Source organism: Empedobacter sp. UBA7248, assembly GCF_002472945.1.
GTDB classification, from domain to species: Bacteria; Bacteroidota; Bacteroidia; order Flavobacteriales; family Weeksellaceae; genus Empedobacter; species Empedobacter falsenii_C.
On record NZ_DKSU01000005.1, the window covers coordinates 114,908 to 135,672 of the forward strand.

24 protein-coding genes and 1 tRNA gene are annotated in these 20,765 nt (G+C 30.5%); 15 read left to right on the forward strand and 10 right to left on the reverse strand.

All coding sequences use genetic code 11. The features are described from left to right. Window positions 1-7 precede the first annotated feature (7 nt). Window positions 8-700 (forward strand): DUF4328 domain-containing protein, encoded by a 693-nt coding sequence (locus tag B4A23_RS02835; RefSeq protein ID WP_286485859.1) that lies wholly within the window; start codon window positions 8-10, stop codon window positions 698-700. A 27-nt stretch (window positions 701-727) separates the two neighbouring features. On the opposite strand, the gene B4A23_RS02840 is transcribed toward B4A23_RS02835, so the two are convergent. Next, complete coding sequence (locus tag B4A23_RS02840) at window positions 728-1,219, reverse strand: DinB family protein (protein WP_291101198.1); 492 nt, start codon at window positions 1,217-1,219, stop codon at window positions 728-730. 218 nt (window positions 1,220-1,437) lie between these two features. On the opposite strand from B4A23_RS02840, the gene B4A23_RS02845 reads away from it, so the two are divergent. The 5 genes from B4A23_RS02845 to B4A23_RS02865 all read left to right on the forward strand — a co-directional run bounded on the left by B4A23_RS02845 (window position 1,438) and on the right by B4A23_RS02865 (window position 5,808). Next, window positions 1,438-3,078 carry an AMP-binding protein gene (locus B4A23_RS02845; RefSeq protein WP_291116650.1) on the forward strand — a complete coding sequence of 547 codons (1,641 nt, stop codon included), beginning with the start codon at window positions 1,438-1,440 and terminating at the stop codon, window positions 3,076-3,078. A 97-nt stretch (window positions 3,079-3,175) separates the two neighbouring features. Beyond that, window positions 3,176-4,345 (forward strand): sigma-54-dependent transcriptional regulator, encoded by a 1,170-nt coding sequence (locus B4A23_RS02850; RefSeq protein ID WP_291116653.1) that lies wholly within the window; start codon window positions 3,176-3,178, stop codon window positions 4,343-4,345. 10 nt (window positions 4,346-4,355) lie between these two features. Then, complete coding sequence (locus tag B4A23_RS02855; protein ID WP_180904481.1) at window positions 4,356-4,784, forward strand: hypothetical protein; 429 nt, start codon at window positions 4,356-4,358, stop codon at window positions 4,782-4,784. Beyond that, complete coding sequence (locus B4A23_RS02860) at window positions 4,781-5,299, forward strand: hypothetical protein (RefSeq protein ID WP_038330521.1); 519 nt, start codon at window positions 4,781-4,783, stop codon at window positions 5,297-5,299. The genes B4A23_RS02855 and B4A23_RS02860 overlap by 4 nt, the downstream gene beginning before the upstream one ends. 50 nt (window positions 5,300-5,349) lie before the next feature. Next, the gene (locus tag B4A23_RS02865; protein ID WP_291116656.1) at window positions 5,350-5,808 is read left to right on the forward strand and encodes a GNAT family N-acetyltransferase; all 459 of its coding nucleotides are present in this window, start codon (window positions 5,350-5,352) and stop codon (window positions 5,806-5,808) included. On the opposite strand, the gene B4A23_RS02870 is transcribed toward B4A23_RS02865, so the two are convergent. Then, window positions 5,809-6,264, reverse strand: coding sequence for a DUF420 domain-containing protein (locus B4A23_RS02870; RefSeq protein WP_286511859.1), 456 nt, complete (start codon window positions 6,262-6,264; stop codon window positions 5,809-5,811). A gap of 132 nt (window positions 6,265-6,396) precedes the next feature. Here B4A23_RS02870 and B4A23_RS02875 point away from each other — a divergent pair, with 132 nt between their 5' ends. Both B4A23_RS02875 and B4A23_RS02880 read left to right on the forward strand, forming a co-directional pair. Then, complete coding sequence (locus B4A23_RS02875; RefSeq protein ID WP_291116661.1) at window positions 6,397-7,449, forward strand: sensor histidine kinase; 1,053 nt, start codon at window positions 6,397-6,399, stop codon at window positions 7,447-7,449. After that, window positions 7,446-8,141, forward strand: coding sequence for a LytR/AlgR family response regulator transcription factor (locus B4A23_RS02880; protein WP_291116664.1), 696 nt, complete (start codon window positions 7,446-7,448; stop codon window positions 8,139-8,141). The genes B4A23_RS02875 and B4A23_RS02880 overlap by 4 nt, the downstream gene beginning before the upstream one ends. A gap of 42 nt (window positions 8,142-8,183) precedes the next feature. Here B4A23_RS02880 and B4A23_RS02885 read toward each other — a convergent pair whose 3' ends face one another. Beyond that, window positions 8,184-9,233: a nucleoid-associated protein gene (locus B4A23_RS02885; RefSeq protein ID WP_280045571.1), complete on the reverse strand. Its 1,050-nt coding sequence runs from the start codon at window positions 9,231-9,233 to the stop codon at window positions 8,184-8,186. A gap of 231 nt (window positions 9,234-9,464) precedes the next feature. On the opposite strand from B4A23_RS02885, the gene B4A23_RS02890 reads away from it, so the two are divergent. Then, window positions 9,465-10,334, forward strand: coding sequence for a DUF6515 family protein (locus B4A23_RS02890; protein ID WP_291116667.1), 870 nt, complete (start codon window positions 9,465-9,467; stop codon window positions 10,332-10,334). Window positions 10,335-10,394: 60 nt separating this feature from the next. Here B4A23_RS02890 and B4A23_RS02895 read toward each other — a convergent pair. Beyond that, a tRNA-Met gene (locus tag B4A23_RS02895) sits at window positions 10,395-10,468 on the reverse strand. 115 nt (window positions 10,469-10,583) lie between these two features. Between B4A23_RS02895 and B4A23_RS02900 the strand changes: the two genes are divergently transcribed. Both B4A23_RS02900 and B4A23_RS02905 read left to right on the forward strand, forming a co-directional pair. Then, window positions 10,584-10,967 carry an START-like domain-containing protein gene (locus B4A23_RS02900; protein WP_038330532.1) on the forward strand — a complete coding sequence of 128 codons (384 nt, stop codon included), beginning with the start codon at window positions 10,584-10,586 and terminating at the stop codon, window positions 10,965-10,967. An 11-nt stretch (window positions 10,968-10,978) separates the two neighbouring features. Next, window positions 10,979-11,788, forward strand: coding sequence for an aminotransferase class IV (locus B4A23_RS02905; protein ID WP_291116669.1), 810 nt, complete (start codon window positions 10,979-10,981; stop codon window positions 11,786-11,788). Between the two features lie 4 nt (window positions 11,789-11,792). Here B4A23_RS02905 and B4A23_RS02910 read toward each other — a convergent pair whose 3' ends face one another. Beyond that, window positions 11,793-12,344, reverse strand: a complete 552-nt coding sequence (locus tag B4A23_RS02910) for a YqgE/AlgH family protein (protein ID WP_291116672.1) — start codon at window positions 12,342-12,344, stop codon at window positions 11,793-11,795. Between the two features lie 75 nt (window positions 12,345-12,419). Between B4A23_RS02910 and pdxH the strand changes: the two genes are divergently transcribed. Further along, entirely contained in the window at window positions 12,420-13,067 is a 648-nt protein-coding gene (gene pdxH / locus B4A23_RS02915; protein WP_286511850.1) for a pyridoxamine 5'-phosphate oxidase, read from the forward strand. Between the two features lie 22 nt (window positions 13,068-13,089). Here the strand turns inward: pdxH and B4A23_RS02920 are convergent, their stop codons facing one another. The 4 genes from B4A23_RS02920 to hemW all read right to left on the reverse strand — a co-directional run bounded on the left by B4A23_RS02920 (window position 13,090) and on the right by hemW (window position 18,481). Continuing rightward, window positions 13,090-15,153 carry a M48 family metalloprotease gene (locus tag B4A23_RS02920; protein ID WP_291116675.1) on the reverse strand — a complete coding sequence of 688 codons (2,064 nt, stop codon included), beginning with the start codon at window positions 15,151-15,153 and terminating at the stop codon, window positions 13,090-13,092. 77 nt (window positions 15,154-15,230) lie between these two features. Then, window positions 15,231-16,463: an ornithine--oxo-acid transaminase gene (rocD, locus tag B4A23_RS02925; RefSeq protein ID WP_291116678.1), complete on the reverse strand. Its 1,233-nt coding sequence runs from the start codon at window positions 16,461-16,463 to the stop codon at window positions 15,231-15,233. Between the two features lie 63 nt (window positions 16,464-16,526). After that, a complete protein-coding gene (gene murI, locus B4A23_RS02930) occupies window positions 16,527-17,336 on the reverse strand; it encodes a glutamate racemase (RefSeq protein ID WP_291116681.1) in 810 nt (269 codons plus the stop codon). A gap of 17 nt (window positions 17,337-17,353) precedes the next feature. Beyond that, on the reverse strand, window positions 17,354-18,481 hold the full coding sequence (hemW, locus tag B4A23_RS02935; RefSeq protein WP_291116684.1) for a radical SAM family heme chaperone HemW: 1,128 nt from the start codon (window positions 18,479-18,481) through the stop codon (window positions 17,354-17,356). Window positions 18,482-18,608: 127 nt separating this feature from the next. On the opposite strand from hemW, the gene B4A23_RS02940 reads away from it, so the two are divergent. After that, entirely contained in the window at window positions 18,609-18,800 is a 192-nt protein-coding gene (locus B4A23_RS02940; protein ID WP_038330556.1) for a cold-shock protein, read from the forward strand. A 54-nt stretch (window positions 18,801-18,854) separates the two neighbouring features. On the opposite strand, the gene B4A23_RS02945 is transcribed toward B4A23_RS02940, so the two are convergent. Continuing rightward, window positions 18,855-19,400, reverse strand: a complete 546-nt coding sequence (locus tag B4A23_RS02945; RefSeq protein ID WP_291116687.1) for a hypothetical protein — start codon at window positions 19,398-19,400, stop codon at window positions 18,855-18,857. Between the two features lie 41 nt (window positions 19,401-19,441). On the opposite strand from B4A23_RS02945, the gene B4A23_RS02950 reads away from it, so the two are divergent. Both B4A23_RS02950 and B4A23_RS02955 read left to right on the forward strand, forming a co-directional pair. Further along, window positions 19,442-19,774: an MGMT family protein gene (locus B4A23_RS02950; protein ID WP_115000393.1), complete on the forward strand. Its 333-nt coding sequence runs from the start codon at window positions 19,442-19,444 to the stop codon at window positions 19,772-19,774. 58 nt (window positions 19,775-19,832) lie between these two features. After that, complete coding sequence (locus B4A23_RS02955; RefSeq protein WP_038330560.1) at window positions 19,833-20,765, forward strand: ABC transporter ATP-binding protein; 933 nt, start codon at window positions 19,833-19,835, stop codon at window positions 20,763-20,765.

Sequence of the window (20,765 nt, forward strand, 5' to 3'; positions counted from 1 at the left end):
TTAACATATGAATGAAAATGAATTAAACTTTGAGAATTATCAATCAAATCTAAAACGTAAAAATAATGTTATCTTAAGTTTCTATATTGCTTTAGGAACGTCTTTACTATCTTTTTTTGTAGGTATTTATTATTACATAGAATTGGATAAGTTCGTAAATTCTGAGGTAGAGGACATTTCTGTCATAGAAGGGATTTATGGAATTACAGGAATTATGCAAGGGATATCAATTATAGCTACGATGATTTTCTTTGTATTATGGTTTCGTAGAGCGTACGCAAATTTAAAAAGGATTGGTCTTTCTATTGAAAATAATGATAGTATGGCTTTTTGGGGATTTGTAATACCAATTATTAATTTTGTAAAACCTCTAAAAATAGCAAAAGAAATCGATTTGAAATATGATTATTTACTTCATAAATTCAATGAAAATTATCATTCTAATCCAAATAATTATTCAATTTTGACTGCTTGGTGGATAGTATATTGGGTTGATAATATTGTTACTCGAATAGCAACTAAATATAATTTGTCCTCTTTAGAACAAATATTAGATAATCAAAAAATAATGTTGTTTAGCGATGTTGTTAGTTTGATCTCTATTTTGTTGACTATTTTAATGATAAAAACTTTATCTAAATCAGAAAACGAATTAGAACAATATTTAAAATTAGAAGAACTCAACTCAAATAATTTATAAAAAATCAGCTTCTTAGAAGCTGACTTTTTATAAATATCGTTCATTAATCACATTCATATGATGAATGGAATGGCCAGCCATAACATAACCAATTTTCTCAACAGAAAACTCTCGATCACCAACTTTTCCTATTTTGTTTAATGTTTCATCATTAAAAGATTCAAACTGAAAGTAAGTTGCTTTCATCAAATTTGTCCATTCTTTTATCAACTCTTCAGGCTTTCTTTCATTTGCATTCGAAGTCAATACATAGGCATTTTCATCAAAGAAATTCAACGTTTGAGAATCTTCTCTCGCAATATGTTGCGCACGATAAGAAAAAATACGTTCACAATCTATACAATGTTGTATCATTTCTTTGATAGTCCATTTTCCATCTGCGTACGCATAATCCCATTTATCTAATTCTGTTACAATTATTAATGTTTTCTTGATATCAGCAATACGTGTCTGTAAAGCATCTACAACTTCTATTCCATCGTAAATAGAAGTATAATTGTCGTGGTTTATTGTATTCATTTTTCAGTAATTTTTTACAATTTAAGGATAATTTGATGGAGTTATTTTAAGTATTTGTTAAAAATAAACCTTCATTTTTTTGAATTTATTTCCGATTTTAATAAAAAAATACGATTCTTTTAGAAATTTAGAATCTTGTATCTGATAAATTTATTTTCCTGAAAATCGTTGCTAAGTTTGAGTTGGAAAGTAATTTTAAAAACATAGAATATAAGCACATGATTTCTAACTTATCTTACTCAAGTGGGGCATCACAATATCCTCTTTTAGGAGAAACGATTGGCGAAAACTTACGAAATACAGTTGCAAAATATCCGCAGCAAGAGGCTTTGGTTTGCGTTGATCAAAATTATAGAGCGACGTACACAGAGTTTTATTCACAAACTGAACAAATTGCAAAATCATTGATTGCTATTGGTCTGCAAAAAGGTGATCGCGTAGGTATTTGGGCACCAAATCGTGCAGAATGGACGTTGTTACAATATGCAACGGCTCGTGTGGGAATGATTTTGGTTAATTTGAATCCTGCTTATCGCGAAAATGAACTCGAATTTGTATTAAATCAAGCTGAAATTTCTGCTGTTTTTGCTGCTTTAAGTTTCAAAACAAGTGAATATAAAGTGATGTTGAACAATGTAAAAGACAATGCGAAATCACTAAAACATATTATCATTTTTGAAGAAAATTGGGATAATTTCTTGATCGAAGGAGAAGAAATTTCGACTTCAGAAGTTCATCAAATAGAGCAAGCTGTTCAGTTTGATGACGCTGTAAATATTCAGTATACTTCGGGAACAACTGGCTTTCCAAAAGGAGTAACGTTAACGCATCATAATTTATTGAACAATGGATTTTTTATCGGTGTTCGATTAAATTATACACATCGTGATCGTGTTTGTATTCCTGTTCCGTTTTATCATTGTTTTGGAATGGTGATCGGCAATATGGCGTGTACTTCTCATGGCGCTTGTATGGTGATTCCTTCGGATAGTTTTGATCCTGCAAAGACTTTAAATGCAGTCGAAATGGAAAAATGTACATCGCTATATGGAGTTCCGACTATGTTTATTGCGGAATTAGAATTACCAAATTTTGATCGTTTTGATTTAACATCTTTGAGAACAGGTGTAATGGCTGGATCGCCTTGTCCGATTGAAATCATGAAGAAAGTGCAAGCTAAAATGAATATGAAAGAAGTTTCAATTTGTTATGGAATGACAGAAACTTCGCCAGTTTCTACACAAACCATTATCGGAACGCCTTTAGAAAAGCAAGTTTCGACGGTTGGAACGGTTCAAGACCATTTAGAAATTAAGATTATTGATCCGCAAACAGGAGATATTTTACCTCGCGGAATTGCTGGTGAATTTTGTACAAGAGGTTATTCGGTCATGCAAAAATATTGGAACAATCCAGAAGCAACTGCGCAAGTTATTGACGAAAATAATTGGTTGCATACTGGTGATTTAGCGACAATGGATGTAGATGGATACATCAACATTACGGGACGCATTAAAGATATTATCATTAGAGGAGGAGAAAATATTTCACCAAAAGAGATTGAAGATTTTTTGTACGAACATGAATCAATTTCTGATGTTCAAATTATTGGTGTTCCAAGTATCAAATACGGAGAAGAGGTAATGGCTTGGGTGAAAGTGAAAGATGGAATTACTGTAACCGAAGACGAATTGAAGGCTTATTGTTTATCCATCGCTCATTTCAAACGTCCTAAATATTGGAAATTTGTACAAGAATTTCCAATGACCATTTCAGGAAAAATTCGAAAAATAGAAATGAGAGAAGTTTCTATAAAAGAATTAGGTTTAGAAAATGCACGAAAAGTGAAAACATCTTAAAAAAAGTATTAAAATCTATATCAAAAGTAGACTCAAAAATAATAATTTCAATTATCTTTGAGTCTATTTTAATTTATAAAAATAAACGATCTAAACGATGTCAAATATCTTATTAATCGAAGATGAACAGGCAATCCGCAACGTTTTGAAAAGCATTTTAATGGACGAAAATCCTAAATGGAATGTGGATGAAGCTGAAAACGGAGCTGTTGGGCTTGAAAAAATAAAAGAAAAAGAATACGACTTAATTATAAGTGATATAAAAATGCCATTGAAAGATGGAATGGAAGTTTTATCGGAAGCGATGGAATACAATCCTGATTTAACAATGGTGATGATAACGGGGCACGGAGATGTTGATTTGGCTGTAGATGCGATCAAAAAAGGTGCGTACGATTTTATTTCAAAACCGCCAGATCTTAATAAATTATTGACGACTGTTCGCAATGCTTTAGACCGTAAATCGTTAATGTCTTCAAATAAAGAATTGAAGAAAGAAAATAAAGCTTTAAAGAAAAAAGTTGCGAAGAAATATGAAATGATTGGCGACGCTCCTGCTATTGCAGAAGTGAAACAAATTATAGATAAAGTGGCTGCTACAGACGCTCGTGTATTGATTCTTGGCCCAAATGGAACAGGGAAAGAGTTGGTTGCACATCATTTACACGAGAAAAGTGATCGTAATGTAAAACCTTTGGTTGAAGTAAACTGTGCGGCAATTCCAGCTGAATTAATCGAAAGTGAATTATTTGGTCACGTGAAAGGATCGTTTACTGGAGCCGTTAAAGACAAACAAGGTAAGTTTGAATTGGCAAACGAAGGAACAATTTTCTTAGATGAAATAGGGGATATGAGTCTTTCTGCTCAAGCAAAAGTTTTGCGCGCGCTACAAGAAGGAAAAGTTTCTCCAGTTGGTTCTGAGAAAGAAATTAATGTGAATGTTCGTGTGATTGCGGCAACAAATAAAGACTTACGAAAAGAGATTGAAGAAAGTCGTTTTCGCGAGGATTTATACCATCGTTTAGCGGTAATTATTATTAATGTTCCGGCACTTAATGATCGTAAGGATGATATTCCTGCTTTGGTTGAACATTTTATTACAGATACATCAAGTCAAAAATCTTTTGATAATTCAGCTTATGAAGCTTTGAAAGAATTAGATTGGTCAGGAAATATTCGTGAGTTAAGAAATGTTGTTGAACGTTTATTGATTTTGGGCGACAATCCAATTTCGAGAAAAGATGTTGAACAATTCGTGAAAAAATAATTCATCTCAGATGAAAAAGATTTTCTTTTTGCTATTTATCAGTCAACTCTTTTTATTTTCATGTAAAAAGGATAATGTAGAAGTGGATAAAAGTTCGGATGGTTTGTCGCATGAAGATGTATTATCTTTAGAGAAAAATTCTGTTTTTACGAGCGAAACGCTTATTTACAAAGGAGTTTTTGAAGGAAAATATTTTGGAGATAAAATCGTTTTGAAATTAGCAGATGACAAATTTACTGCTGAATATAAAGGTCAATCTTATGATGGAGAATTGTTCAAAAAGGATGATGGATCGTTGATGGAAATCGATTCAAAAAAGAAAAAATTACCTTTTCAATTTTTACGTTGGTCAGACAATTCGGAGATTATGATTCTCAATGAAGATGGAATGGCTGATGATAATGGTGAAAATTATTTAACAAGAATTTCAGACAAATGAAAATAAAATTTACGTGGATTTTAAGTCTTATTGCAATTACTTTTTTAGTAAGTTGTAATTCTTCTTCAGCCAGTAAAAATGATGAATTAGGAAAACGTTTTTTCGAAAATTATTCATCTCGAAAAGATTATAAAAAAATGTTATCTTTTTACAATGATAGTTTGGTATATGAAAATGTTGCGCAATATTCGGGAGGTTCTACGGTAGATCCGCGTTATTTATTGAATGATATTATTCGTTGGAGTGATCAAACGATGCAATATGAAAACAATAAATTATTGAAAGTTAATGAATTATTTTCTAACGATTCGATGATTATTGCAAACGGAGAATTTTCGCCTTATACATACAATGGAATGAAATTTCCAGCGATGAAATTCACGACATATTTGTATTTAGATCAAAATTCGAAAATCAAAAAACAAGTCGATTGGTTCAATTATCCGATTGAGGATATTATCGAGTTGTATCAATTGCAACAAGGTCAAGACAAAATAAAATTAGATAAACAATAGTTTTAGTAAATCCAGTTAGAGTTTTTAACTGGATTTTTTTATTTTTAGATATGATAAGAATTGCTAGAGAAAATGATATTGCTGAATTGAAAAGAATGATGATAAAATTGTTACAACATCATCAAGAGTTTAATGCATTATATCAAATAGATTTGACTTACAAACATGATATAGATGATTTTTTCAAGGGAATTTTAGAACAACAAAACATAAAAGTATTTGTAACTGAAATAGAAAATAAGTTGGCGGGATATATTATTTGTTCGAAACATCTTCGTCCGAAATACTTTGCGATAAAATCAAAAGGAAGAATAGATTCTTTATATGTCGATGCAAATTATCGCAATCAAAATATCGCTTCTAAATTGGTTGAAGAAGCGATAAATTTCTTGAACGATCAAACTTATATTGAATTAGAATTTACAGCTGAAAATCAATCTGCAAAAGGCTTTTGGTTGAAAAATGGTTTTCAAATTTTGAATCATCAATGTATTTTGAAATTGAATTAATTACAAGAAAAAAGCCATTGTACAAACCATCAAAGCTGTAATTCCTGTATAAAAAAGTCCCATAATTACAATATAACCCAACTTGCGATGAATCGTTGAAAATTTTCCTGGCAATTGTCTCTTTTTATTTTGATTTTTCGATTTGAAAATTGTAAAAGCCCAAAAAATATACGTTAAAACAGCACCAATAATATGTGCCCAAAGTGTAGTATGAAAAAACGTTGTCGCTAAATATGGACTCACTTTTACCAAACTACCAGAACCTCCAGAAAAACGAATTGTCAATTCCAATAAAATAACGCCTGTAACACAAGCATAAAATAAGTTTTTTTGAACTTTTATATGTTGCTCATATTTTCCTTGTTTTACTAATTTTACCGCATACAAAGCAATGAAAGGAGCAAATATTGATAAAATTAACATGCCGTAAACGACGATTTGACTAATTGACATCATGAAATAATTTTTATTCAAAAGTATTTGTCACAGCGGAATTGAACAATTTTTTTAGACGAACTGCAAATTTTTCACGACCAAATTAGTTCACTTTCCAAAAGCTTTTTCGTTACTTCGCTAAAAGTTTTGAAGATGCAAGATTTCGTGAAAAAATATCCACTTGTTTTCCACTTATTGGGATGGATCGGAATTGCATTTATCTTTTTCATCATTTTTCCGCTTACCTATCGCATCAATTTACCACTAGAACACTACGTTTATCACGCTATTTTACTTGTCTTTTTAATGATATTGTATTATTTGAATGTAGGTTTTTTATTGCCAAAAATTAGTTGGAGAAAAAACGGCGTTTTGTATATTTTAACGTTAATAATTTTGACTATTTTTCTGATTCTTGTGATGAATCAAGTAGAAGAAATGTTACAACTAAATCAAAAACTTCATCAAATATTACATCCAAATCAGCCAACAAATGCGAAGCAAAATTCATTTTTCATTTCGATTTATATTTCAATTTTTGCTTTAATTATTTTCGCGATTGGAATTTCATCTCATTTGATTAAAAATTGGAACAAAGAAGAAAAGAAAAAACTTCTGTTGAAAGAAGAAAAAACCAAAGCAGAGTTAAGTGTTTTGAAAGCACAAATTAATCCACATTTCTTTTTCAATACATTAAATACGATTCATTCGTTAACTTATTTTGAAGTTGAGAAGTCGAGAATTGCAATTCAGAAAATGGCTAAAATGATGCGTTTTGTGTTGAATGAAGAGCAAAATGATAAAGTTTTGCTGAAAGATGAAATTAGTTTTATCGAGAATTATATTGATTTGATGCGTTTTCGGATTCCAGAAAATGTAACGTTAAAAGTTGAGATTTCTACTTCTGAAAATGAATTAGAAATTGCGCCAATGATATTGTTGACATTTATAGAAAATGCTTTTCAATATGGAATTTCAACGACGAAAGATTGTGAAATTTGTTTGAAGATTAATGTTGAAAAAGGATTATTAATTTTAGAAACAACAAATGAAATCTTTGAAAATAAACGCGTTAATCGTTCTAAAAATATAGGAATTCAAAATACGATAAAACGTTTAGAAATTATATATTCATCAAATTATGAATATGTAGTGAAGATAGAATCAAATGTTTACAACTGTTTACTAAAAATTAAGTTGAAATGAAATTAACCTGTATAGCGATTGATGATGAGCCTTTAGCGTTGAAATTATTAGCGAATTTCATTCGTCATTCTAATGATTTAGAGTTGCTTTCGAGTTTTAATTCTTCTCAATCTGCCCAATTATTTCTTCTTGAAAATCAAGTTGATTGTATTTTTTTGGATATTGAAATGCCCGAGTTAAATGGAATTGATTTTGTTAAATCGTTGTCAGAAAATAATGTAAAAACGTCAATTGTTTTTGTGTCTGCTTATAGCAATTATGCAATAGAAGGTTTTAAAGTTTCGGCAACAGATTTTTTGCTTAAACCTTATAGTTTTGAAGATTTCGAAAGAACAGTTTCTAAAATAAAACATCAAAAAAATCTAGAAAATTTATTGAAACAAAACGATGATATTTTTATTAAAATTGATGCAAAGCAAGTAAAAATAAAGCTTTCGTCTATTTTGTATATCGAAAGTATGAAAGATTATTTGAAAATATATTCCGAAGATAAGGAATTACCATATATTCCGTTGATGACACTGAAAAAAATCAAAGAAAATTTACCTGAAAATTTCATTCAGATTAATCGTTCGCATATTATCAATTTCAACAAAGTGAATTCTTTTGGTAAAAATCACTTAATCATAGGAAAGAAAGAGTTTAGCTTATCAGAGAAATATAAACCTGAATTTGAGAAGTATATCAAATAAAAAAGCTCCAAAATTTTGGAGCTTATAATTATTATTTAACTATTATTGTTCTGAGTTAAAGTAGACTTTATAATAATACATTTTCTTTTCTTCATCAAAACCGCGTTCCAAATATTCTTCGGCTGCATCTGGATTTGTCAAATCTAATTTGATATTAATTTTTGTATCTAATTTAATTTCACTTTTAATTTTCTTTGATTCTTTCATCAAAGTTGGAACTGAAACTTCAAACGCTTCCACAAATTCAACACGATTATTTTCGCTATAATCTTTCTTATATTCTTTAAATTCGTCAATAATTTCGAAAGGTTTCAAGACTTGATCTTCAAAAATTTCATTTGTTACAACTTCATTTGAATTCAATACATTTATCGAATTTGAGATAAATTCTGCTTGTTGTTTTTTGTCCGTTTTATCCAAAAGAAAATCATTCGAGAAATCTGTAATCAACTCCATATATTTCTTCGTATGGTAATTGTTATCCTTAATCAAATCAATTTCCAAGAAATTTTTCTTCCAATATTCTGACTCCACATTTTTATCATCGATAGAGTAGACACGGAAACCTTCGTCGCGATAAGCATCAAGAATAAGACAGGCTTTGTCGATTCCTTCTAACTTATAACCTTTCCAAATGTTGTAATCTAAACCACGTGATTCGTCGAAACGTAAGAATTTTTTCTTATTCTCTAATTTATAAATTCCAATTCCACGACAAGGAATTCCGTCGAACATCATATTCTCGAAAAGCGCAATAAAAACTTCACCACTTTTGATCTGCGGATGCAATGATTTTTCGTATAAATGACTTAAAACTTCTTGCGAAAAATCGATAAAATCTGTTTCTTCATCAAACATTTGCTTGCATTGATTATACAAAACATTAAATTCTAACTTTTCTGTATAATGCGTGAAACGATTAATTTCGAGCGTTTTTTTGAAAGGACTTAATAAGAAAGGAACCAATTGTTCTTCCTTAGATTCGTCGTATTCTAGTGTTTTATCGGCAAAAATGTTAGCTTCTTCTCGAACTTTATGTCCAACTTTTTGTAAACTAATAAAGGCGATGTAAGCATTTTTAACGTCAATCATTTTATATAATTTCTTAAAAACAAAAGTAATCAATTCACAAATCAATACAAACGATGTCAGGAATAAAAATATTTAACAAAATTGTCAAACAAAATTGTTAATTCAATTCATTGAATTTGAATATCTTATAAATTATTTTGATTATTATAACATTTTCTATGGTTTAAACTTATAATTATGGCACGGAAATAGTATTAGGAGAAATGTCTTAATTTATTAAAAAGTTGGATGATGAAAAAAATTAGATTTACACTTTTAGGAGTAGCTTTTACAGCCATGTTAGCTGTTGGTGTAAATGCTCAAGATAGAGGTCAAAGAGGTGGCGAGAGAAGTTCTTCTTCAAGAGAAGCAACTTCAAGAAGTCAAGGGAATGGACGCTCTGAAATGGCTAGAACAGAAAATAGAACTAGTCGTATTGAAGGAAATAGAACAGAAAGAATAGATCGAGGTAATTCTACGAATGAATCTTGGAAAAATTCTACAAATAGAACAGAACGTGAAACGAGTACACGTATAGATAGAAACAATACAGCGATTGTAAGTAGTAGACCAAGTTCTAATAAAGATTGGAATAATAGTAGAAATAACAGAGAAAATAACCAAGGTAATCAAGGTAATAGATCTGAGAGTTTAAAAAACAGAGATTTCTACAACAATCCAGTTCGTATAAATTCTAGCTCATACAACAGAGGAAACCGACCAGTTTCTAATGTGAATGTAAAAAATTATAACAAGTATTCGTATAACAGTTATAACTTCTACGGAAACAACGGTATTTACTATCGTCCTTATAACAATGGATATGTGAGATATATGCCATATGTAGGATTTAGAATTAATATTTTACCAGTAGGTTATGTAACAATTAATATTGGTAATAGAAATGCATATTATTTCTACGAAGGAGTTTATTACAGCCCTAATAGAAATTATTATGAAGTAGTTCAAGCTCCTCTAGGTGCTATTGTATATGCGTTACCAGCAGGATATGAAAGAGTAGATTATGGAGGAGAATATCTGTACGAATTTGGAGGTGTTTTATACCAAAAAATTTACAACAGAGGAACAAGAGCTTATCAAGTAGTAGGTTATTTAGATTAGTATAGGTTTTAGTAGTTAAGTAAAAGCCCAAACAGATTATCTGTTTGGGCTTTTCATTTGTAGCGAAGAGCAGAATCGAACTGCCGACCTCAGGGTTATGAATCCTGCGCTCTAACCATCTGAGCTACCTCGCCTAAATTTTAATTTTTGCAAAGGTAATTTTTTTTTGATTTTATAACAAAACTTATTTTGATTTTCTTTGGTAGATACAATTCATTTTATATCTTGCGACTTCAATAAAATAGAATTATGCCAAAAAAGAAATATCAAGTAGAATTTTCAATCAAGTCTTCACCGTCTTTGCTATATAACTATATTTCAAACCCTTCAGGTTTATCAGAATGGTTTGCAGATAACGTAAATTCTCGTGGAGAAAAATATACTTTTATTTGGGATGGACACGAAGAATCTGCATTTTTGATGAAATCTAAGCAAGATGGATACGTGCGCTTTCAATGGGAATATGATGAAGACACAAAATATTTCTTCGAATTAACAATTGTAGAAGACGATTTAACGAACGATGTATCATTAGTTATTACAGATTTTGCTGATGAAGACGAAGTAGAAGAATCAAAACAATTGTGGGAAAGTCAAATTGAAGATCTTAAAAAAATCTTAGGATCTGTTTAAAATCTATTATTTTGAAAATTAACTTAGGTGGCGTTATTGTCGAAAAAGCAAATGCAGAAATAGGAATTCAGAACAGAGCTTTTCGTAATGGTGATGCTGTAAAAGAAATTTTACGATTTGTAAATGGTGAAATTATTGATTGGGAAGATCATTATTTCAATCTAATGGCTGCTATGCGTATTTACCGCATGAATATTCCGTTGGATTTTACACCAGAATTTTTTCAAGAACAAATCAATTTATTAGCAGAAGTAAATCAGACCAAGTCAGGAAAAGTAGATTTTTTTGCTTTCAGAAATGATGAGGAAGATTATCTAAAAGCATCCATCAATTATTTGATTTCTATCGAAAATAGTGAAAATGGTTGGGAGTTTTTACAAGCTGAAAACGAGATTGATGTTTATAAAGATTATGCGATCAATACGGCATTTTACTCACTTGTGAATACGTATCGTCCAGAAGAAAATATTGCAGAAATCTATCGTTTAGAGAATGATTATGCTGATATTATTTTGCTAAATGCAAACAAAAAAATGGCACGTTCTTTACGAGGAAATATTTTTGTGGTGAATGGAGAAACGATTCGTACGCCGAAAAAAGAAGAAGGTGTTATTACAAGTGTTTTGAGAAATAATTTCATTACAAAAATTAATAAAGCTGAAGAATTTAAAGTAGAAGAAGTCGAAATTTTTCCATTCGAAATTCAGAAAGCCGAAGAAGTTTTCATTTTGATTGATGGAGTTGGAATTTTACCAATTACCAAAAATCGTAAAAAAGAATACACTTTAGACAAAACAAAATCGATTTTTAAGTATTTATAATCGATTAATTCATAGAAGGATCAGCGGGGGTGTTTAGCCAAATTAAGTTTTCACCTCCAAGCTGTTTCATTAATTTTTTCCACAAATCAGCATCCCAACGCTCAAAAATATCAAAATCCAAATCTGTTACAGCCCAAGAATTATCGTTTAATTCATCTATGATTTGTTTTGGCGCCCAACCACAATATCCAATAAAAAACTTGATTTCTTCTTGCGTGATCAAATTCTGATTTACTGCATCGCGAACATCTTCATACACGCCAGACCAATATAAATTGTCAGCAATTTTTTCGCTATTTCTGATTAAATCAGGTCGTTTGTGAATATAATAGATATTTTCTTTATCGACAGGTCCACCTTCAAAAACAATAGAAGCAGATTCTATTTCAGATACAAAAATACTAATCGGAATATGAGAAGAATGATTAAGAATAAAACCAATACTTCCAGATTCTAAGTGTTCTGTAATCAAAATAACACTTCGCTGAAAAATATCGTTACTTAATGTAGGTTTTGCAACCAAAATAGCTCCTTTTTTTATACTTTTGATAGACATTTTTGTTTCGGTTTTATTGAGTAAAATCTTAACGAAATATACAATTAGCTGTTTAAAAATATAAAATAATCATTAATGAAACAAGATTTAAGTTATAAAAGAAAAGTTTACGAAAAACAGTCGATGAATTTTGATTCGTTAAGAGAAAATCCGATCGAACAATTTCGTGATTGGTTTCTGCAAGCGGAAGAATCGGATGGAGTAGATGAAGCAAATGCGATGTCTGTTGCGACGATTGGTGAAGATGGTTTTCCGAGAACTCGCGTTGTTTTATTGAAAAGATATACGGACGAAGGTTTTATTTTTTATACGAATTATAACAGCCAGAAAGGAAAAGCTTTGTTAGAAAATCCGAATGTTTGTTTGTCGTTTTTTTGGCCATTTCTCGAAAGACAGATTATTATAAAAGGTGTAGCAGAAAAAACATCGGATAATAATTCGGATGGATATTTCGAAACGCGTCCAAGAAGTAGCCAGTTAGGCGCTTGGATTTCGGCACAAAGTTCTGTGATTGATGAGCACGAAGATTTAGCAGCAGAAGAATTAGAATTAGAGAAAAAATATGAGGGAAAAGAAATTCCGCGCCCAGAACATTGGGGAGGTTTCTTGATTCGCCCCACGGAAATAGAGTTTTGGCAAGGACGTCCAAGTCGTTTACACGATAGAGTTCGTTATGTTTTACAAGACGATTTTGATTGGAAAAAAGAGCGTTTAGCTCCTTAAAATATAAAACAAAAGCCTCTAATTAAGAGGCTTTTGTTTTTGATGTATAGTCTAACAATGGTTCGTATTCTTTTAGAAAAGCAGATTTTTTTTGAAACAATAAATTATTTGAAACTTGATCTACAAAGTATAAATTTTCAATCAAATTCTCGAAAGCATTGTTGTTATAACCTGTAGAGTCAAAAAAGAAAATCCAATCTTCATCTATAAAATATTGCGCATTTTCAATTTCTCGAATTGTTATTTTTTCCTTTGCGATTTCACTTTGTAGAATATCTTTTGTTACATTTTTTAGTTGTTCTACTTGATCATTCAGAACTGTTAATGCCTCAATTCTTAGTTTTTCGTGAATAGGTTTTGTAGCAAAATTAATATGAGTTCTAATTTCATTTACCAATTGAATATTCGCTGATAAATCTGCTTCAACTTTGATACAATCTTCTAATAAAATAGATTTTTGTTCATCTAAATTAGATCTGAAGAATATTTTAATATTATCTAAATATTCAGAAAACTCAACTTCTTTTTCCTTATTTATTTGCTCCAATTCTTCTTTAACTTTCAGTACATCTTGTTTTTTATTGTAAACAACATTGTTGTATTTGAATGGTTGCGGCTTTTTTTGACTGGAAAAAAAATCTAATTGCAATAAATCAATTTGTAAAGCTAAATATTGTTTAGCAACTATAATATTTTCATCCGAAAACAATTCATTCGTAGGAATATTTTGTTGTTTATCCGTTAAATCAGCTTTTTTAATTCGATCAAAAGGTAAATCATAATTTGAAAAAAAATGATTGTAAACTTTAGGGTAATTGTATTTATTATGAATGGTTTTAAACGTTTCAATAAATTCTGAATTGTCTATTTCATTGACACGATATAAATTTAATTGAAAGAAAAAATTGAATGTAAATTCTTCTTCAAATTCATTATTTTTTTGAAGTAAAGTAATGGCTTTTGGAGATTTATCTATCTCAGAATGATGATCTGTAGACGCTATATTTGCCAAACGTTTGTCCATTTCTGGATGCGTCGACCATAAATCTTCAAATTGTAGTAAAGAATGATTTTGATTAAATTCATTAATTCCAACAATTGCTAAATTATTTTCTAAAGAAAGTTCATAATCATCGATATAAAAATCAACTAATTGATTCATATTTTGATAAATATTAGTCGAAAACTTTTTATCATCTTGTAAACTTGTATAAAAATTGGCTAATTCTTGGTAAACAAATTGATATAATTCTATTCTCAATAATGGTTTACTCATCGTTTCAATTCCTACAACATTTGTTGCAATTTGATCAGCATGAAATTCCATTTCTCGACTTAATTTTAGATAATTAAATTCTAATTTTTTGTGAATTATTTTCAAAATAGATTCAATCATTTTATTGTAAGCAACAGCGCCCATCGAGATAAAACCAACAATTCCATTAATTTGACCTAAATTATCGACATCAAATCTCAAGGTTTGATTACTGTATAAAATATCTTCCATAATTTTGGTCGCATTCCCAACATGACTACCAATTGTCATTGATTTTTGAGAAAAATGCCCAAATTCGTGTGCAATAATCCCTTTTAATTCATTTTGAGAAATACCATGAAGCAAACCAATACCAATCGACAAATTTTTTCTCGTTGGAAAAACTAAACTTTGCAAATTGTTCGAGTAGGAAACATATGCATTTACATCATCAATAATAAATACTTTTTTTGGATGTTTTGTGCCAACTTTATCTGCGGTTTCTTTTATTAATTTGAATAATTCTGGTTGATCTGTTTCAAAAATTTCAATTCCATTTGTAGCTGTTTTTTTGAAAATATTTAGAATAAATTTAATGTTATAGTAAACGATTAAACCTCCTAAAGCCAACAGTCCCAAACCTAAAAAGATGGTAATCCACATTGGTTTGGCAATGACGATAGCGATTCCTCCACAAACACAAATTATAAAAATAATGATGCTCAAAATTGTAGAAAAGAAAAGAGTAATCAAGAAAAGAGCAATCCAAACTGCCGATTTTTTTTGCGCCTTTTTGTACGTTTCAGAAACGTTTATTTTAAAAGAATTCATAGTGTTATTTAAAGTTTCGAATATAAAAAAACCTGATGAAATTTCATCAGGTTTTTTCTATATCATTTTATTGTTGATTATTTATTAAACTCTTGCGCAGTTTTACGAATAATCGTTAAACATTCGTGTAACTGTTCTTCGTTCATCACTAAAGGAGGAGCGAAACGAATGATGTTTCCGTGCGTAGGTTTGGCTAATAATCCGTTGTCTTTCATTGCAACACAGAAATTCCATGCTGTTTCAGATTCTGGTGTATCGTTGATTAAAATTGCATTTAATAAACCTTTTCCACGAACTGATTTGAATAACGAAAATTCTTCTGCCATTTTTGTGATTTCTGCTCTAAAAATTTGCCCTAATTTTTCAGAATTTTCAGCTAATTTTTCGTCCAAAACAACTTGCAAAGCTTCTGTTGCAACAGCCGCAGCTAATGGATTTCCTCCATAAGTAGAACCGTGTTGTCCTGGTTTGATCACATTCATGATTTCATCATTTGCTAAAACTGCAGAAACTGGATAAGCTCCACCCGAAACGGCTTTACCTAAGATTAAAACATCGGCATCAATATTTTCGTGATCGATTGCTAACATTTTTCCTGTACGTGCAATTCCTGTTTGAATTTCGTCTGCGATAAACAAAACATTATGTTGTTTACATAATTCTTCACAAGCTTTCAAATATCCTTCAGAAGGCACATTAACACCAGCTTCTCCTTGAATTGGTTCTACTAAGAATCCACAAATTTTATCTGCTTTTTCTTCTAAAATTTGTTTTAGAGCTTCAATATCATTGTATTCTACAGCTTCAAAACCACTTGTGTAAGGATTAAAGTTTTTGCGTGCATCTTCATCATTCGAGAAAGAAATAATAGTAGTTGTACGACCATGGAAATTGTCTTTACAAACTACAATAATCGCTTCACCAGCTGGAATTCCTTTCTTTTCGTAACCCCATTTACGAGCAATTTTTAGCGCTGTTTCTACAGCTTCTGCACCCGTATTCATTGGTAATACTTTATCGAAACCGAATAATTCTGTGATAAACTTTTCGTATTTTCCTAATTCCGCATTATAAAAAGCACGAGAAGTTAACGTCAATTTTTCGGCTTGATCTTTCAACGCTTTGATGATTCGAGGATGACAGTGACCTTGATTAACAGCTGAATAAGCTGATAAAAAGTCGAAATATTTTTTCCCATCAACATCCCAAACGTAAACACCTTCACCTTTTTCCAATACAACTGGAAGCGGATGATAGTTATGCGCTCCGTATTTTTCTTCTAATGCAATTAATTCTGCTGATTTTTCCATGTAATGATTTGTTTTTGTTTGTTCGTAATATTTTATAAAAAAACCGACAAATAATGGTCGGTTCTATTTCGTTTCTAAATTTTTCTCAATTAATTGAATATCTTTTCCAAAGAATTTTTTTGCCACTTTTATAATATTATCTGTATTATCAGAAATATAAAAAGTATAGTTTGCAATAGCATCTTTAGCAGCCAATTTACCTTCTTTTGCTAATTGATAAATCACTTGATTCACGACAATTAAAGGCGAATTTACAATGTCAACTTTTCCTTCAAACACTTGATTGATTTCTTTTTCTAGATGTGTATAATGTGTACATCCCAAAATAATCGAATCAATTCCTTCTAATTTTTTGTTCAACAAATAGGTTTCTAAAACTGCTTTAGAAATCGTAGAATTTGTAAAACCTTCTTCGATAACAGGAACTAGGAGCGGAGTTGCCATTTCAATAACCGTAATATGTTTATTTCTACGACGAATTGCTTTTTTGTAAGCGCCCGAATTTACAGTTGCTTTTGTTGCAATAACACCAATTTTTTCTCTTAATTCAAACGAAACTTTCTCTGCAACTGGCGAAATAACATCGATAACAGGAACATCTTTTCCTGCAGCTTCTCTAATTTCTTTCAACGAATTAGCCGTTGCAGAATTACATGCAACTAAAATCGCTTTACAATTATTGTCTATTAAAAAATTAGTAATGTCTACCGAAAATTGTGTAATCGCTTCTTTCGATTTTTCTCCGTAAGGCAAATTTTGAGTATCGCCAAAATAGATCAAACTTTCGTTTGGTAGCAGACGTTTTATTTCTTTTGCAAACGTCAAACCGCCAACTCCAGAGTCGAAAACACCAATTGGTCTGTTATCATTCATATCGCAAATTTAACAAATTAATCGATGTAAAATAATCTAGAAGCAATTCCGTCTGCGAAAAATTTTGCTTCGGGTTTCAAAATAATTTTATTTTCTTTCTTTTCGACTAAATTTTCGTTGATTAATTGATTGAGTTCTTGATAAAAAGAATTCACTAATGGTTGAGGAAATTCTGAATTAATTCGATTTAAATCTATTCCATAAATTGTTCTCAATCCAATCATTATCATTTCATTAAATTGTTCTACTTCATTCAAAACTTCAATTTCTTGAGGTAGCTTATTTTCGTTGATAGTTTGTATATATTTTGAATTATTTGCAATGTTCCAAGCACGAGTTTTTCCGTTGTAAGAATGTGCAGAAGGTCCAATTCCTAAATAATGAATTCCTTTCCAATAATTAGAATTGTGCAAAGAAAAATAGTCTTCTTTTCCGAAATTGGAGATTTCATATTGAATAAAATCATTCGAAGTTAAAGTGTCTACTAAAAGTTGAAATTGTTCGTTTTGACGATCTTCATCAACTGGTTTTGTGATTCCTTTTTTGATCTGATGATCTAAAATTGTTTTTTCTTCGACTGTCAAGGCATAAGAAGAAATATGTGGAACATTTAGCTCAATTGCTTTTTGCAAATTTTGTTTCCACATTTCGTTGGTTGTGGTTGTAGAACCATAAATCAAATCAATAGTTATATTTTCGAAACCAAAATCTTGCGCCAATTTTATAGAAGTTTCAGCTTCTTGTGCATTATGTGCACGATTCATCAATTTCAAATCTTCTTCAAAAAATGATTGAACACCAATCGAAAAACGATTAATCGGAGTTGATTTTAAGAAATTAAGTTTTTCATTGTTCAAATCATCGGGATTTGCTTCTAGTGTAATTTCTTTTAAATTTTTGGTCGAATAATTTTTATAAATCGTTTCGAAAATACTTTCTAATTCAGTTTCGGATAGGATAGAAGGTGTTCCTCCTCCAAAATAAATCGTTTCTAAAGGTGTTGAAATTTCATTTTTTCTGATCTCAAGTTCTTTATTAATTGCTTGAATTAAATTTGATTTATGTTGAAGATTAGTTGAAAAATGAAAGTCGCAATAGCTGCATTTTTGTTTACAAAACGGGATATGAATATAAATTCCTGCCAAAATATTATGATTTGAGACAAAATTATAATGAAATTATAGGCTAAAAAAATTGTTATAAAAAAAAACTAAAAATTAATATTGGTTTTGTAAATAAATCTTATATCTTTATCAACGAAAATAAAATACTATGAATAAAGGAACTGTAAAATTCTTTAATGAAGAAAAAGGATACGGATTTATTAAAGATGACGAATCAGGAAAAGAGTACTTCGTACACGTTTCTGGTTTAACAGACAAAGTAGCTCAAAACGATAAAGTATCTTTTGACTTAGAACAAGGAAAAAAAGGCATCAACGCCGTTAATGTGAAAGTAATCTAATTAATATATTATCTCAACATATTTCTTGTAAGCGACCTGTTTAGGTCGCTTTTTTTATTCTTTGATTTCGTCACTATTTTGATAAAATTCTGCATCACGAAGCAATTCATTTACGAAATGATATAATCTTCCCAATTGATATTTTGCCAAATAATGACCATATAAACTCGCTAAATAAGTACCTAAAGCCATCAATAAGGCAACAGGAATACTCCAAATCCATATACTATTTCCTTGTACAATATATTCGGAAACCGCATAAGAGCCTAATGTGATAAAAATAGCTCCACTCAAACCATACAAAAATGCGAAAAATGTCCAAACATTAGAAGGCGGACCAATAATTCCTCTTACAACCAAATAATCAGGATGATCATCATCATCTTCAATTCTGATTTGCAATTGCGGATGCCAATATTTATCCTTGTCTTTTCTGACACGAATCATCGCAACTTCTTGATTGGCATAACCTCCGTATTCGGTAGAATTAGTTTCAAGATGTTTTTTGATTAAATCAATAAATTCTTGTTTTGATAAATGTGTAAAAACCTTAAATCGTGGTCGGCTTAAAAGAGATTTAATTGGAACTTTTTGGCTCATATTCTATTACTTTCTTTAAATTTACAATAAATCTTTAGATTATGACAAAAATCATTTCTGATACTTATGAGAAAATTTATGAAATAGTTCGTCAAATTCCCGAAGGACGTGTTTCTACTTATGGATTGATTGCAAAATATATAGGTGAAAAATTTTCGGCTCGCGTGGTTGGTTATGCAATGAATCATGCACATAATAGAGAAGATGTTCCTGCGCATCGCGTTGTAAACAGAAATGGTTTGTTAACTGGAAAACATCATTTTAATCCTTCGAGTTTGATGCAACAATTGTTAGAGAATGAAGGTGTGGAGATTATAAATGATAAAGTGATTAATTTTAAAGAAATTGTATGGGATCCGAATGAATCTCATTAAAATCTGTAACAAAATTTACTTTCTTCTTACTAATTTTACAAATCAAATGATATAGAAAATGGAGTTTTTATTGCAAGCTCAAGGCTTAACAAGAAAATATAAAGATAAAGTTGCGCTTAATAATTTTAGTATCAATATTCCGCAAGGTTCTATTTATGGACTTTTGGGACCAAATGGTGCTGGAAAAACAACTTTTATTCGTATTGTCAATCAAATTACGGCGCCAGATAGTGGAACTATTTTGCTAAATGGAGAACCCTTGACAAAAAAATCAATTGGGCAAGTTGGTTATATGCCAGAAGAACGTGGTTTGTATAAGAATATGAAGGTTGGAGAACAGGCACTGTATTTTGCAAAACTGAAAGGTCTTTCTTCTGCGGAAGCTAAAAAACGTACCGAATATTGGTTTGAGAAACTTGATATGATGTCTTGGTGGAACAAGAAATTGAGCGAGTTGTCGAAAGGAATGGGACAAAAAGTTCAGTTTGTGATTACAGTTATTCACAATCCTTCTTTGCTGATTTTTGATGAGCCTTTTAGCGGTTTTGATCCTGTAAATGCACAAATTATTGCGAATGAAATTCTTGAATTAAGAGACAAAGGAACAACAATTATTTTCTCAACACATCGTATGGAATCTGTGGAGGAAATGTGTGATCATGTGGCATTGATTAATCAATCGAATAAAGTGTTAGATGGAACAATCGAAGAAGTTAGAAATCAATTTAAGACAGGGAAATTTTCAATTCAATTGAATGAAATTCCTGCTGATTCTCTTCAAAATTTAGCCAATGAATTTGAGATTTCGGATGTACGAAACATTAATCAACGAACTGAATTTAATCTGTTGTACAATAAAGAAACACCAACCAATGTGATTTTAGATAAATTGATGCAAGTTGGACAAGTTCATCAATTCAAAGAGATTATTCCTTCGATGAATGATGTGTTTTTGGAAGCCGTTAAACAAAGTTCAATTCCTAATCTTTAA

Coding starts and splice junctions, on each gene's coding strand:
- B4A23_RS02835 (WP_286485859.1), top strand. CDS start 8: ATGAATGAAAATGAATTAAACTTTGAGAATTATCAATCAAATCTAAAA.
- B4A23_RS02840 (WP_291101198.1), bottom strand. CDS start 1,219: ATGAATACAATAAACCACGACAATTATACTTCTATTTACGATGGAATA.
- B4A23_RS02845 (WP_291116650.1), top strand. CDS start 1,438: ATGATTTCTAACTTATCTTACTCAAGTGGGGCATCACAATATCCTCTT.
- B4A23_RS02850 (WP_291116653.1), top strand. CDS start 3,176: ATGTCAAATATCTTATTAATCGAAGATGAACAGGCAATCCGCAACGTT.
- B4A23_RS02855 (WP_180904481.1), top strand. CDS start 4,356: ATGAAAAAGATTTTCTTTTTGCTATTTATCAGTCAACTCTTTTTATTT.
- B4A23_RS02860 (WP_038330521.1), top strand. CDS start 4,781: ATGAAAATAAAATTTACGTGGATTTTAAGTCTTATTGCAATTACTTTT.
- B4A23_RS02865 (WP_291116656.1), top strand. CDS start 5,350: ATGATAAGAATTGCTAGAGAAAATGATATTGCTGAATTGAAAAGAATG.
- B4A23_RS02870 (WP_286511859.1), bottom strand. CDS start 6,264: ATGATGTCAATTAGTCAAATCGTCGTTTACGGCATGTTAATTTTATCA.
- B4A23_RS02875 (WP_291116661.1), top strand. CDS start 6,397: ATGCAAGATTTCGTGAAAAAATATCCACTTGTTTTCCACTTATTGGGA.
- B4A23_RS02880 (WP_291116664.1), top strand. CDS start 7,446: ATGAAATTAACCTGTATAGCGATTGATGATGAGCCTTTAGCGTTGAAA.
- B4A23_RS02885 (WP_280045571.1), bottom strand. CDS start 9,233: ATGATTGACGTTAAAAATGCTTACATCGCCTTTATTAGTTTACAAAAA.
- B4A23_RS02890 (WP_291116667.1), top strand. CDS start 9,465: ATGAAAAAAATTAGATTTACACTTTTAGGAGTAGCTTTTACAGCCATG.
- B4A23_RS02900 (WP_038330532.1), top strand. CDS start 10,584: ATGCCAAAAAAGAAATATCAAGTAGAATTTTCAATCAAGTCTTCACCG.
- B4A23_RS02910 (WP_291116672.1), bottom strand. CDS start 12,344: ATGTCTATCAAAAGTATAAAAAAAGGAGCTATTTTGGTTGCAAAACCT.
- pdxH (WP_286511850.1), top strand. CDS start 12,420: ATGAAACAAGATTTAAGTTATAAAAGAAAAGTTTACGAAAAACAGTCG.
- B4A23_RS02920 (WP_291116675.1), bottom strand. CDS start 15,153: ATGAATTCTTTTAAAATAAACGTTTCTGAAACGTACAAAAAGGCGCAA.
- rocD (WP_291116678.1), bottom strand. CDS start 16,463: ATGGAAAAATCAGCAGAATTAATTGCATTAGAAGAAAAATACGGAGCG.
- murI (WP_291116681.1), bottom strand. CDS start 17,336: ATGAATGATAACAGACCAATTGGTGTTTTCGACTCTGGAGTTGGCGGT.
- B4A23_RS02940 (WP_038330556.1), top strand. CDS start 18,609: ATGAATAAAGGAACTGTAAAATTCTTTAATGAAGAAAAAGGATACGGA.
- B4A23_RS02945 (WP_291116687.1), bottom strand. CDS start 19,400: ATGAGCCAAAAAGTTCCAATTAAATCTCTTTTAAGCCGACCACGATTT.
- B4A23_RS02950 (WP_115000393.1), top strand. CDS start 19,442: ATGACAAAAATCATTTCTGATACTTATGAGAAAATTTATGAAATAGTT.
- B4A23_RS02955 (WP_038330560.1), top strand. CDS start 19,833: ATGGAGTTTTTATTGCAAGCTCAAGGCTTAACAAGAAAATATAAAGAT.